Genomic DNA, 11,971 nt, shown 5'->3' on the forward strand with positions numbered 1-11,971 from the left:
ATGGCCAAACTCTATATCGTACCTACGCCGATCGGGAATCTGGACGACATCACGCTGCGCGCGGTGAACGTCCTGCGCGAGGTGGATTTCATCCTCGCCGAGGACACGCGCACGACGTCGTTCCTGCTGAAGCACCTCGGCATCGAGCAGAAACTCCGTTCGCACCACAAGTTCAACGAGCACGCCACGGTCGAAATGGTTGCCGGGGCGATCGCCGCAGGACGCAATGCCGCCCTGGTGTCGGACGCCGGGACGCCCGGCATTTCGGACCCCGGGTTCCTGTTGGTGCGCACGTGCGTCGAGGCGGGAATCGAGGTCGAGACGCTGCCCGGCGCCACGGCGCTGATTCCGGCGCTGGTGCAGAGCGGGTTTCCGTGCGACCGTTTCTGCTTCGAGGGCTTCCTGCCCCAGAAGAAGGGGCGGATGAAGCAGTTGCAGGCGCTTGCCGGCGAGGAGCGCACGATGATTTTCTACGAATCGCCCTACCGCGTGGTCCGGTGTCTCGAGCAGTTCGCCGAGGTTTTCGGCGAAGACCGCCGGGTTTCGGTGTCGCGCGAGATCACCAAGAAGTTCGAGCAGACCGTGCGCGGAACCGTCGCCGAGGCGCTCGGGCATTTCCGCACGACCGAACCCAAGGGCGAGTTCGTGATCGTCGTGGCCGGAAAACCCAAAGTCCGCCGCGTCCGGGAGGACGGGGAGGAGTAACTCAAATCGAAACGCATTGATGGAAGAGAACCGTACAGACGATACACAAAAGGTAAAACGTTCGTTTTCGGCGTGGCTCGGGGAGCTGCGCGAATTTATGAAGGGCCGTTTCAGCCTCGACGAGGACAAGGCGCAGCGCGACGAGGTCGTGGCCTCCGTCTCGAAGGGCGTGGAGTTCCGCGGCGTCAACCTCTGGGTGCTGATCTTCGCCACGATGATCGCCTCGCTGGGCCTGAACGTCAATTCGGCCGCGGTGATCATCGGCGCGATGCTCATTTCGCCGATCATGGGCCCGATCATGGGTGTCGGCCTCGCGCTGGGCATCAACGATTTCGAACTGCTCAAGAAGTCGCTGCGCAACCTGGCGCTGATGTTCATCGTCGCCATCATCACCTCGACGGTCTATTTCTTCATCTCGCCGCTCTCGTCGAACAGCAGCGAGCTGCTGGCGCGCACCGTGCCTACGACCTACGACGTGCTGATCGCCCTGTTCGGCGGCCTGGCGGGCATCGTGGCGCAGACGCGGCAGGACCGCACGTCGACCGTAATTCCCGGCGTGGCCATCGCCACGGCCCTCATCCCGCCCCTCTGTACGGCGGGCTTCGGACTGGCCACGGGGCAGTTCCGTTTTTTCATCGGTGCCTTCTACCTCTTCTTCATCAACTCGGTGTTCATCGCGCTGGCGACCTACGCCATGGTGCGTTTTCTGCAATACGAGAAGAAGGTCTTCATCGACAAGGTCCGCGAGCGCACGGTCAAGCGGCTGATGATGGTCATCACGCTGGTGACCTTCATCCCGAGCGTCGTCATCGGGTTTCACATGGTCCGCGTCTCGTTGTTCGAGGCCGTGGCCGACAAATACGTGTCGCAGGTCTTCAACTTTCCGCATACCCGCGTGATCGAGTGCAACAAATACTACGCGCAGGGCAAGAACCCCTCGCAGATCGAGCTGTTGCTCGTGGGCGAGCCGCTGGGCGAGGAGGTGATCGAGAATGCCCGTACGCAGATGCGCAATTTCGGGCTGGAGGAGGCCGAACTGGTCGTCCGGCAGGCCAATACGGAGGACAAGGTCGACGTGGTTTCGCTCCAGAAGAGCTATCAGGAGCTGCTGGAGGAGAAGAACCGCCGGATCGGCGAGATGTCCTCGCAGCTGAAACGCTACCGGGTGACCAACGTCGAGGTGAACGACATCTCGCGCGAAGTGGGTGCCATGATGGACAACATCGGGGCCATTTCGCTGACCAAGGGCATCACCTTCGACGTCGAGGGCACGCCCGGCGATACGACGCTCGTGTGCGTGGTGACGCCCCGGGATTCCGCGCTTCCGGTCGACCGTGAAACGCTGATTCGCTGGTTGAGAATCCGCACCAAGGTCGAGAACGTCAAACTTTTCGTGGAACCCTAATCCGGGCGGCAGGCATGAAACGAACCGATCTGACCATTTTGCAGCGCTTCTGGCTGGAGACCCTTTGGCTGGGCGCACGCGTGTTCGCCGTGATGCCTTACTGGTTCAAGTACTACGTCGTCGAAAACCTGCTTTTCGTCCTGCTCTACTACTGCCTGCGCTACCGCATGAAGGTCGTCAAGACCAACCTGCGGAACTCGTTCCCCGAGAAGAGCGAACGCGAACTGGCCGTCATCCGGCGGCGGTTCTACCGCACGCTGTCCGAAATCTTCGTCGACACGATCAACATGGCCTACATGAACGAGGAGAAGGGGCGGACGGTGCTTACGGTCAAAGACGTGGAGAAACACGTGGAAGCGGTGCACGGCCGCGATTGGATCGCCATGACGGCCCATTTCGGCTGCTGGGAGTACTGCTCCTACTGGGGGCTTTACGAGCGGTCGCAGATGCTGGTCGCCGTCTACCATCCGCTGCGCAGCAAGGTGATGGAGGAACTCTACCGGCGGCTGCGCAATTACGAAAATTCGATGACCGTCTCGATGAAGGAGAGCCTGCGTTTCTACCTGCGCAACCGGACCGGAGGCATCGCCGGCAAGAACCTCGTGATGGGGCTTATCGCCGACCAGAATCCCCCGCGGCGGCCCGACAGCCGTTGGTTCCGCTTCCTCAATCAGGATACGATCTTCTTCGACGGCGGCGAGAAACTGGCCCTGCGCTGCAACCTCCCGGTCTACTTCGTGAAGATGAGCCGCCTGCGGCGGGGACGCTACGAAATGTCCTTCGAACTGATTTATGACGGCAAAGAGGAGGTCGCCGAATACGAAATCACGCAGCGTTACGTTCGTAAGTTGGAGCGGATGATCTGCGAGTGTCCCGAACTGTGGATGTGGTCGCATCGCCGCTGGAAGCACAAACGAACTCATGCCGGTCGCTAAAATTATCATACTCAACTGGAACGGTGCGGACCACCTGCGTCGTTTCCTGCCGTCGGTCGTGGCCGCGGCTCCCGCCGGCGTCGAGGTCATCGTCGCCGACAACGGTTCGACGGACGACTCTCTTGCGGCGCTCGCCGCCGGGTTTCCGTCGGTCACGGTCCTGCGCATGGACCGCAACTACGGCTTTGCCGGAGGCTACAACCGCGCATTGGAGTATATCGAGGCTGATTATTACCTGCTGCTGAACTCCGATGTCGAGACCCCCGAGGGGTGGCTTGCGCCGATTCTCGACTGTCTGGACCGGAATCCCGACGTGGCGGTCGCCGCGCCGAAGCTGATCTCCTGCGCCGACCGCACGGAGTTCGAGTATGCGGGGGCTGCGGGCGGTTTCATCGACTACCTGGGCTATCCCTTCTGCCGGGGGCGCATCCTGCGCTGCGTGGAGAAGGACCGGGGCCAGTACGACGACGAGCGCGACGTTTTCTGGGTGAGCGGCGCGGCTTTCTGCTGCCGGGCCGACGTGTTCCGCGCGCTGGGCGGCTTCGACGGCGATTTCTTCGCCCACATGGAGGAGATCGACCTCTGCTGGCGGATGCAGCTGGCGGGTTACCGGGTGCGGATCGTGCCCCGGAGCAGGGTCTACCACCTGGGCGGCGGCACGCTCCAGACCGATTCTCCGGCCAAGGTCTTCTACAATCACCGGAACAATCTCGCCATGCTTTACAAGTGCGCCTCGCCCGCACAGCGGCTTTGCGTGGCCGTTGCGCGCCCGGCGCTCGACCTGCTCGCCGCGCTGTCCTACCTCATGCAGGGCCGCCGGGACAACTTCCGCGCCGTGTTCCGCGCCTGGGGCGACTTCATCCGCTGGCACGGGGCGCTGGCCCGCAAACGGCGTGAGATCCGCGCGAACCGCAAGGGTTCCGCCGCGGAAAACATCTACCGCGGCTCGGTGGTGCTGCGCTACCTTTTCGGCCGGCGGACCTTCGGCGGCATGATGCGCTGACGCGGAGCCGATGTCGTCGTTTTCGCAACGGGACTTGTGCGATCTTCATTTTTTGCGTATCTTTCTGAAAAATACCCTCGCTTATGATACGTGCGGCTCTTCTGCTGTCGGCAGTCGTGTGTTTTTTGCAGCCTTTTCGCGCGTCGGCGACAGGGCAGGCTGCCGAACGGCTTGTCGTCGGGCGCGATACGATGCAGTTGTTCGCACTGCCGCTGGCGACGGCGGATTCCGCCGTGCTCGCCCGGCTCGAAAAACGGCTGGACGAACTCGATGCCTCCGGCTCTACGGCTTGCTGGCGTCGGTGTATCGGTGTCTGGCGGCTGGACGACGAGGGCATCTTGTGGCTTGAGTGCGTGAACACCGAGGACGGCGACGTCGTATTTTCCGGAGCGGAGCTGGTTCCCGAATTTGCAGCGGGATCACGCGCCCGTGCCGGCTGGTTCAGCGGAGAGATCCGCTATGGCACGGGGAATCTGGTGTATTACCAACACGATGGATTTATGCGGAATCTCGAACGCGAATGGGTGGCTGCGGTGTCCGAGGGGCGCGTGAGGGAGACGAAAGCCTACCGGAACCGGCTGTATGAAAGAGGTGCGGATGCGACGGACAATGCACAGCGTGTGGCCGCGGCGTTCGACAGCCTTCATGTCGGAAAGTCGCCCGATCTGCTGTCGCTGTATGTGGTCTTTGCAGCCGATTCCACAGGGCGGGTGGTTCGGATCGACCGGGCGCGACTGTTGTCGGAAAAGGGAAGTCCTGTTGTCAGCGATCCGGCTGACCCGCTGTTGCAGGCAGCTCTGCGGGCGTTTCGCTCGGTGTCGCGCTGGGATGCCTGGTGGGTCGGAGAGACCTGGAAGGAACAGGCGTATTTTATTCCGCTGCGCAGGGCCGGGAGGGTTTGGAAACCGCGAAGAGGATAACGATGCTTATTGCTCCGGCTTGCAGGGGAGCGTGAACCAGAAGGTCGAGCCTTTGCCCGGTCGGGATTCGACGCCGATGCGGCCGCCCATCGTTTCGACGATCGACTTCGAGATCGCCAGTCCGATGCCGATGCCCTGCCTGAACGATCCCGCCTTGACGAAACGTTGGAAAAGCTGTTCCCGGTGTTCTTCGGGGATGCCGGCTCCCGTGTCGGCGACGTAGACGTAGAGTTCCCCGCCGCGGATTTCGAATCCGAAATCGACGGAGCCTTCGGAGGTGAATTTCATGGCGTTGCTCAAAAAGTTGGCGATCACCTGAATCAGCCGTTTGCGGTCCGTGCGGATGTAGCGGACGGGATATTTCCTGTGGAAGGTGATCCGCACCGGGCTGTTCTTGGGCTGCCGCATGCGGAAACCGCCTTCCAGCTCTTCCATGACGGCATTGAGTTCCACGTCGGTATATTCGTAGCCGAGGGTTCCGGCTTCGATCTTCGAGAGATCGAGGATGTCGCTGAGTTGCTGCATCAGTACCTCGCCGTTGGAGCGGATGATGCGCATGTACTCCTGTTTCTCGGTCGGGGCGGGGTCGTCCATGAGCAGTTCCGAGAATCCGATGATGGCGTTCAGCGGCGTGCGCAGTTCGTGGCTCATGTTGGCCAGGAAGCGTGATTTCATGCGGTCCGACTCCTCGGCGCGAACGCGGGCTTTCTCCAGTTCGCGCTGGGTGCGTTTCTGGGCCGAGATGTCGCTCACGGTCAGCACCACCCGGGGCTGTCCTGCGACGGTGAGGAAATTGCCCGCCACGCTTACGTCGCAGTCGACGGTTGCCGTGCGGTCGTCGGAGGTGTAGAGCACCATCGGGACCTCCAGTCCCGAGAAGCCTTTCTTCGTCCGGAACACCCCGGTGATGGCCGCGCGGACGGGACAGTCGGCGCACAATTCGTGCGTGCCGCAGACGCCGGCGTCCTCGCCGTTCCTGCAGCGCAGCAGGTTGCCCACCTTGGGCGGCACGGCTTGCGGTGCGGTTCCCGTCGCGGAGCGATAGTTGGTTTGCAGAACGTTGAAATCGGGGTCGATCAGCAGCAGGTAGGCGGCTACGTTGCGGAATATGCAGTCGTTGATCCGGTCGCTTGTTCGGATGTACCGGCGCTGGTAGCAGATACGGACGGCCAGGAGGACGCAAAACGCCGCCAGCACCCCTGTTCCTATTACGTATAACAACTGCATCCGATTATTCGGTTTTCGTTTCCGATCCCAAAGGTAGGTAAAATCCGGTGAAATAGGAGGGTAAATGATAAAAAAGACATCCGGAATCGTCCGGATGTCTTTTTTTGTCGGTGGGGGATCTTTCTATTTGTTGATCTTGGCCCACGAGTCCTTGAGCGTTACCGTGCGGTTGAACACCAGATGACCGGGGGTCGAGTCGGTGTCGGGGCAGAAGTAGCCCACGCGCTCGAACTGTACGGCCTGGCCTACGGGGATGTCGCGCAGCGACGGCTCGAGGTAGCCTGTGATTTTGACCATTGATTCGGGATTGAGGTTGTCCTCCCAGGTCTGCCCTTCGTCCACGTCGTCGGGGTCCTCCTTCGTGAAGAGCGGGTTGAACAGCCGGATTTCGGCCTCCACGGCATCCGCGGCCGACACCCAGTGGATGACGCCTTTCACGCGGCGGCCGTCGCTCGACGAACCTCCGCCCGACATCGGGTCGTAGGTGCAGCGCAGTTCGGTGATGTTGCCCCCCTCGTCCTTGACGACCTCCTCGCACTTGATGAGGTACGAATAGCGCAGGCGCACCTCGCCGCCCGGCGAGAGGCGGAAGAACTTCTTGGGCGGATTCTCCATGAAGTCGTCGCGCTCGATCCAGATCACCTTCGAGAAGGGAACCTGCCGCGTGCCGGCGGCTTCGTCCTCGGGGTTGTTGATCGCCGTGAACAGCTCGGTTTTGTCGTCCTCGTAGTTCGTGATGACCACCTTCAGCGGATTCAGCACGGCCATGCGGCGCTGGGCGACCCGGTTCAGGTCTTCGCGCACGCAGTATTCCAGCTTCCCGAGGTCGATCACGTTGTCGCGCTTGGCGACGCCCACCATCTCGGCGAAGTTGCGCACCGAGGCGGGCGTGTAGCCCTTGCGGCGCAGGGCGCAGATCGTCGGCATGCGGGGATCGTCCCAGCCCATCACGGCGCCCTCCTGCACGAGCTTCAGCAGCTTGCGCTTCGACATCATCGTATAGGTGAGGTTCAGGCGTGCGAACTCGTACTGGTGCGAGGGGAAAATGTCGAGCGCCTGGATGAACCAGTCGTACAGCGGACGGTGCACGTCGAATTCCAGGGTGCAGATCGAGTGGGTGATCCGCTCGATCGAGTCGCTCTGGCCGTGGGCGTAGTCGTACATCGGGTAGATGCACCATTTGTCGCCCGTGCGGTGATGCTCGGCGTGGATGATGCGGTACATGATCGGGTCGCGGAACAGCATGTTCGGATGGGCCATGTCGATCTTGGCGCGCAGCACCTTGGCTCCGTCGGGGAACTCGCCGTTCTTCATTCTCGTGAACAAATCGAGGTTTTCCTCCACCGAACGGTCGCGCCACGGCGAGGGCGTTCCCGGCACGGATACCGTACCGCGGTTTTCGCGGATCTCGTCCTGCGTCTGGTCGTCGACATAGGCCAGCCCCTTCTTGATCAGTACGACGGCCCATTCGTAGAGCTGGTCGAAATAGTCCGACGCGTAACGCTCCAGCTCCCACTGGAAGCCGAGCCACTGGATGTCGCGCTTGATCGAGTCGACGTACTCCACGTCCTCCTTGACGGGGTTCGTGTCGTCGAAGCGCAGGTTGCACTTGCCGCCGTATTTCTTCGCCAGTCCGAAGTTGATGCAGATGCTCTTGGCGTGGCCGATATGCAGGTAACCGTTCGGTTCGGGCGGGAAACGGGTCTGTATGCGCGTTTCGCCCCCGGCGATCGACTCTTCGATGATCTCTTCGAGGAAGTTCAGCGACTTCTCCCGTGTTTCGTTTGTTTCGCTTGCCATATTATTTTTTATGATTTTTGCTGTTGTAAACGGTTTTGAGCAGTTTCACCCCCACGACCAGCATTTGCTGGGTTCCCAGGGCCGTGCCGTCGTGGTGGGCGGCGAACTCCGCGCGGACCGAGACCGTGTCGTTGAAGAACGAGCGGCGGTAGGAGAGCGCCGTGCGGCTGTACACCTTCTGGTCGGTGCGGAAGAAACTCTCGGCGGGGTACAACTCGCGGCCGTAGGGGAGCGGTGTGCCGTCTTCGAGTTCATGTCCGTAGAAGAAGGGGTGGATGTTGTCGCCGACATAGAGGCGTTCGTCGAGCGACAGTCCCCAGCGGCTGATCCGGAAGGCGAACTCGCCCATGCAGGGCTTTTCCCACGAGTGGCCGAAACTGCGGTCGCGCTGGGCCGTGAGCAAAGCTCCCAGTTTGATGTCGAAATCGAAGAAGGCGTTGAACCGCACGCCGACGCAGGGGTTGAGCAGTTGCAGGTCGACGACGTTTTCGATCGGCGCGCCCTGCTGTCCCGCATAGTGGAACATCGAGTAGTTGAACCCGTAGTAGAACGTGTCGAGGTAGTGGCGTCCGGCGAGCAGGATGCGGAACTTTTCGCGCGAGAGGGTCGAGTACATGCCCTCCCAGTCGCAGACGAACTCGACGTAGGAGTTCCTTTTTCCGTTGTACTGCGCCAGCACGCCGTTCATGCGGTTGTGGAAGAAGCGTTCCGACTCGGAGAAGAATGCCGTCGAATAGTCGTCGTCGTGCATCATGTCGCGCGTGAAGATACCGGCCGCGGCCGTCACCTTGGGCGTCTGGAACTGGTAGTAGAAGACGGGTTTGATCTCCGAAAGATAGGCCGATTCCTGGGTTCCGAAATTCTTGATCATGTCCGCGGCGATGACCAGCGTGTTTTTCTCGTCCCACCGGATGCCGACACGGGGCGTCAGCCGGGCCGCGAAGTCCGTGCCCGATTCGATGTCCAGTCCCGGCACGGCGAACTCGTTGCTGCCGAATTCCTTGTTGTCGAAATACATTTTGAAATCGGTTCCCAGCAGAATCTCCTGTGCGTGTCCTGCGGCGACGCATCCGGAAAGGGCGAGCAAGAGTAAAAGTTTTTTCATAGGTGTCAACGGAATATAGCTGACAAAAGTAAGGAAAAGATTTTAATTTTATTTACTTTTGCCCCCGAAATCAATCGTTCCGAACCCATTATGCGCAAAATCACCAACGAAGAACTCGGCAGGCCTTCGGCCGAGGAGTTCGCCGCGATGGAAAAGATGCCTGTCACGGTGGTGCTGGACAACGTTCGTTCGGCCCAGAACGTCGGGGCCTTTTTCCGCACGGGCGACGCTTTCGCCGTGGAGCGGATCGTCCTGTGCGGCATCACCGCCACTCCGCCCAGCCGTGACATTCACAAAACGGCTCTGGGGGCCGAGATGACCGTGCCCTGGAGTTATTGCGCTTCGACCGTCGGATGCATTGCGCAGCTGCGTGCCGAAGGATATGCGGTCTACGCCGTGGAGCAGGTCGAGGGGGCCGTGATGCTCGACGCGTTCCGTGCCGCGCCGGGGGTGAAGTATGCGCTCGTCTTCGGCAACGAGGTCGACGGCGTGGGGCAGGAGGCCGTCGACCGGTGCGACGGGGCCGTCGAAATCCCGCAGGCCGGGACCAAGCATTCGGTCAACGTCTCGGTGTCGGGCGGCGTCGTTTTATGGAGTTTCTTTTGCCAAATCCGTCCGAAGCGTTAACTTTGCCGCGTTGTAAAACTTAAAATCTGAAAAAATGTCAGTAGAAAGCACCGTCCGCGCGGTAACGACTTACCGCCTGACGGAGATGAAACAGCGGGGCGAGAAGATCGCCATGCTCACCTCTTACGACTATTCGATGGCGAAGATCGTCGATGCCGCGGGTATCGACGTGATTCTCGTGGGCGACTCGGCCGCCAACGTGATGGCCGGTTACGAGACCACGGTTCCCATCACCCTCGATATGATGATCTACCACGCCCGTTCGGTCGTGCGTGCCGTGGAGCGGGCGCTGGTCGTCGTCGACCTGCCGTTCGGAACCTATCAGGGCAACTCGAAGGTGGCGCTCGATTCGGCCATCCGCATTATGAAGGAGACCGAGGCCGACGCCGTGAAGATGGAGGGCGGCGAGGATATCCTCGAATCGGTCCAGCGCATTCTCTCGGCCGGCATTCCCGTCATGGGACACCTCGGCCTGACGCCCCAGTCGATCCACAAGTTCGGAACCTACGCCGTCCGCGCCAAGGAGGAGGCCGAGGCCGAAAAGCTGCTGCGCGACGCGCACCTGTTGAGCGAGGCGGGCTGTTTCGGCATCGTGCTCGAAAAGATTCCCGCGGCGCTGGCCGCGCGCGTGACCGCCGAGATTCCGACCCCGACGATCGGCATCGGCGCCGGCGCGGGCTGCGACGGCCAGGTGCTCGTGATCCACGACATGCTGGGTATCAACAAAGGGTTCTCGCCGCGCTTCCTGCGCCGCTACGCCGACCTGCACACGGTGATGACCGGTGCCGTGGAGCAGTATGTCAGGGATGTGAAGGAGTGCGATTTCCCCAACGAAAAGGAGCAGTATTAGTCCCTGATTCCTTATACACGCAAGCCCCGGTTGGAACATTCCAGCCGGGGCTTGCGTTGCAGAAGGCTAAAGAAGGCTATTGGATCGTCTTGTGCAGGGCCTCGTAGAAATCGGGTCCTTCGCCCGCGTATTTTCCGATGATGACGCCGTCGGGACCGATGATCACCTTGGTGGGGTATCCGCTGACAGCATATTCGACGGAGATGTCTTCCGCTGCCGGAACGTCTTTCGGATTGTAGACGTTGATCCACGGCAGCCGGTGTTCTTCGACCGCGGCGAGCCATCTCTCCGGAGTGTCGTTGCAGTCGACGCCGACTATTTCCAGTTTGCTTTTATAACGGTCGTAGTATCTCTTCATCTCCGGGATTCCTTTGATGCACCATCCGCACCAGCTGCCCCAGAAGTCGAGCACGACATACTTTCCGCGAAGCGACGAGAGGGTGAAATTCTTATCGTCGGCGGTTTTCAGCGTGAAGTCCGGAGCGGGGCTGCCGGCGACGATCTTCGCTTCGGCCAGCCGGATCAGGCGGTATTTTCCGGCTTTGGCCAGCAGCGGTTCGAGCAATGGCCTAAATATCGAGTTGCGGGCCGCATCGGCGAGTCGTTCGTGGTATGTTAAAACGCTGTCGATGGGTATTTTCGTCAGGCAGTATCCTGCGAGCGGGTTGTCCGGATTGGCGTCGATGTAGTCCATTTCGCAAGCCCGGCGGCGGGCCATCACCTGCCGGAACCGCTCGTAGAGCGCTTCCTGTTCCGCGCGGCTTTTTCCGGCCATGGCATCCTGCAATCGCAGGCCTTCGATCCAGAAGGGCCGCAATTCCTGATAATGGCGGCTGTGATCTTCGTTGAGACGTGTGCCCGAAAGCGTGCAGTTGAAAACCGTCGAGTCGATCCGGCCCTCGATTTTCACCTGTTCGCCTTTGTCGAGGAATAATTTCATGTCCGAAGTGCTGGTCGAGTGGCGTCTTCCCTAATCGAATTCCATGAGCTGCATGGGGATGATGATGAATTGTGTCGGCCGCTCGACGGGCGTGTCGTAGACGAAGCGGCCCGCGGTTGCGACGATCGTGTCGTAGGTGATCCGTTGGTCGTCATCTCCCTTGAGACCGGGCATATCTTCGATCGCGCAGTGCACGATGCAGAGTGAATCGTTGGTCAGGCTGTCGATATGCCCCGTGATCGTATGTCGGGGTGCGCAGCCGGCGACGGCGGCCGCAAGCAGGAGGAGCAGGTCTCTTTTCATTTCGGGATGGTGGGTCGATTTTGCATTCAAAGATAACACAAAAAGTCTTCCGCCGAACCTATTGATAGAATGTTGATAAAAAAACCGGCGGATAGGTCCGGAAATTAGGCCGTTTCGAAAAAAAACACTACATTTGCGAGCAACAAAAATC

12 protein-coding genes are annotated in these 11,971 nt (G+C 60.6%); 7 read left to right on the forward strand and 5 right to left on the reverse strand.

Annotation, left to right across the window (positions count from 1 at the left end; translation table 11 throughout):
- The 5 genes from rsmI (at nucleotide 1) to BHV64_RS02040 (ending at nucleotide 4,968) form a co-directional block, all read left to right on the forward strand.
- The gene (gene rsmI / locus BHV64_RS02020) at nucleotides 1-705 is read left to right on the forward strand and encodes a 16S rRNA (cytidine(1402)-2'-O)-methyltransferase (protein ID WP_138266065.1); all 705 of its coding nucleotides are present in this window, start codon (nucleotides 1-3) and stop codon (nucleotides 703-705) included.
- A 19-nt stretch (nucleotides 706-724) separates the two neighbouring features.
- Nucleotides 725-2,110, forward strand: a complete 1,386-nt coding sequence (locus BHV64_RS02025) for a TIGR00341 family protein (protein ID WP_217727113.1) — start codon at nucleotides 725-727, stop codon at nucleotides 2,108-2,110.
- 14 nt (nucleotides 2,111-2,124) lie between these two features.
- A complete protein-coding gene (locus BHV64_RS02030) occupies nucleotides 2,125-3,045 on the forward strand; it encodes a lysophospholipid acyltransferase family protein (protein WP_022061511.1) in 921 nt (306 codons plus the stop codon).
- Nucleotides 3,032-4,048, forward strand: coding sequence for a glycosyltransferase family 2 protein (locus BHV64_RS02035; protein ID WP_118406479.1), 1,017 nt, complete (start codon nucleotides 3,032-3,034; stop codon nucleotides 4,046-4,048). Before BHV64_RS02030 ends, BHV64_RS02035 begins: the two co-directional genes overlap by 14 nt.
- A gap of 83 nt (nucleotides 4,049-4,131) precedes the next feature.
- On the forward strand, nucleotides 4,132-4,968 hold the full coding sequence (locus BHV64_RS02040; protein WP_168949458.1) for a hypothetical protein: 837 nt from the start codon (nucleotides 4,132-4,134) through the stop codon (nucleotides 4,966-4,968).
- Nucleotides 4,969-4,974: 6 nt separating this feature from the next.
- On the opposite strand, the gene BHV64_RS02045 is transcribed toward BHV64_RS02040, so the two are convergent.
- From BHV64_RS02045 to BHV64_RS02055, 3 genes are all read right to left on the reverse strand, one after another.
- Nucleotides 4,975-6,195 (reverse strand): sensor histidine kinase, encoded by a 1,221-nt coding sequence (locus BHV64_RS02045; RefSeq protein ID WP_195579371.1) that lies wholly within the window; start codon nucleotides 6,193-6,195, stop codon nucleotides 4,975-4,977.
- A gap of 123 nt (nucleotides 6,196-6,318) precedes the next feature.
- Entirely contained in the window at nucleotides 6,319-7,995 is a 1,677-nt protein-coding gene (locus BHV64_RS02050) for a glutamine--tRNA ligase/YqeY domain fusion protein (protein WP_147620677.1), read from the reverse strand.
- A gap of 1 nt (nucleotide 7,996) precedes the next feature.
- Nucleotides 7,997-9,100, reverse strand: coding sequence for a hypothetical protein (locus BHV64_RS02055; protein WP_138266071.1), 1,104 nt, complete (start codon nucleotides 9,098-9,100; stop codon nucleotides 7,997-7,999).
- Nucleotides 9,101-9,190: 90 nt separating this feature from the next.
- Here BHV64_RS02055 and BHV64_RS02060 point away from each other — a divergent pair, with 90 nt between their 5' ends.
- Entirely contained in the window at nucleotides 9,191-9,727 is a 537-nt protein-coding gene (locus BHV64_RS02060) for a TrmH family RNA methyltransferase (RefSeq protein ID WP_015546567.1), read from the forward strand.
- A 34-nt stretch (nucleotides 9,728-9,761) separates the two neighbouring features.
- Complete coding sequence (gene panB, locus BHV64_RS02065) at nucleotides 9,762-10,577, forward strand: 3-methyl-2-oxobutanoate hydroxymethyltransferase (protein WP_288115529.1); 816 nt, start codon at nucleotides 9,762-9,764, stop codon at nucleotides 10,575-10,577.
- A 76-nt stretch (nucleotides 10,578-10,653) separates the two neighbouring features.
- On the opposite strand, the gene BHV64_RS13330 is transcribed toward panB, so the two are convergent.
- Both BHV64_RS13330 and BHV64_RS02075 read right to left on the reverse strand, forming a co-directional pair.
- The gene (locus BHV64_RS13330) at nucleotides 10,654-11,517 is read right to left on the reverse strand and encodes a TlpA family protein disulfide reductase (protein WP_441294227.1); all 864 of its coding nucleotides are present in this window, start codon (nucleotides 11,515-11,517) and stop codon (nucleotides 10,654-10,656) included.
- A gap of 30 nt (nucleotides 11,518-11,547) precedes the next feature.
- Nucleotides 11,548-11,820 carry a hypothetical protein gene (locus BHV64_RS02075; protein ID WP_288115531.1) on the reverse strand — a complete coding sequence of 91 codons (273 nt, stop codon included), beginning with the start codon at nucleotides 11,818-11,820 and terminating at the stop codon, nucleotides 11,548-11,550.
- Nucleotides 11,821-11,971 lie beyond the last annotated feature (151 nt).

Source organism: Alistipes sp. 56_sp_Nov_56_25, assembly GCF_001915285.1.
Taxonomy (GTDB): Bacteria; Bacteroidota; Bacteroidia; order Bacteroidales; family Rikenellaceae; genus Alistipes; species Alistipes shahii.

Coding starts and splice junctions, on each gene's coding strand:
- rsmI (WP_138266065.1), top strand. CDS start 1: ATGGCCAAACTCTATATCGTACCTACGCCGATCGGGAATCTGGACGAC.
- BHV64_RS02025 (WP_217727113.1), top strand. CDS start 725: ATGGAAGAGAACCGTACAGACGATACACAAAAGGTAAAACGTTCGTTT.
- BHV64_RS02030 (WP_022061511.1), top strand. CDS start 2,125: ATGAAACGAACCGATCTGACCATTTTGCAGCGCTTCTGGCTGGAGACC.
- BHV64_RS02035 (WP_118406479.1), top strand. CDS start 3,032: ATGCCGGTCGCTAAAATTATCATACTCAACTGGAACGGTGCGGACCAC.
- BHV64_RS02040 (WP_168949458.1), top strand. CDS start 4,132: ATGATACGTGCGGCTCTTCTGCTGTCGGCAGTCGTGTGTTTTTTGCAG.
- BHV64_RS02045 (WP_195579371.1), bottom strand. CDS start 6,195: ATGCAGTTGTTATACGTAATAGGAACAGGGGTGCTGGCGGCGTTTTGC.
- BHV64_RS02050 (WP_147620677.1), bottom strand. CDS start 7,995: ATGGCAAGCGAAACAAACGAAACACGGGAGAAGTCGCTGAACTTCCTC.
- BHV64_RS02055 (WP_138266071.1), bottom strand. CDS start 9,100: ATGAAAAAACTTTTACTCTTGCTCGCCCTTTCCGGATGCGTCGCCGCA.
- BHV64_RS02060 (WP_015546567.1), top strand. CDS start 9,191: ATGCGCAAAATCACCAACGAAGAACTCGGCAGGCCTTCGGCCGAGGAG.
- panB (WP_288115529.1), top strand. CDS start 9,762: ATGTCAGTAGAAAGCACCGTCCGCGCGGTAACGACTTACCGCCTGACG.
- BHV64_RS13330 (WP_441294227.1), bottom strand. CDS start 11,517: ATGAAATTATTCCTCGACAAAGGCGAACAGGTGAAAATCGAGGGCCGG.
- BHV64_RS02075 (WP_288115531.1), bottom strand. CDS start 11,820: ATGAAAAGAGACCTGCTCCTCCTGCTTGCGGCCGCCGTCGCCGGCTGC.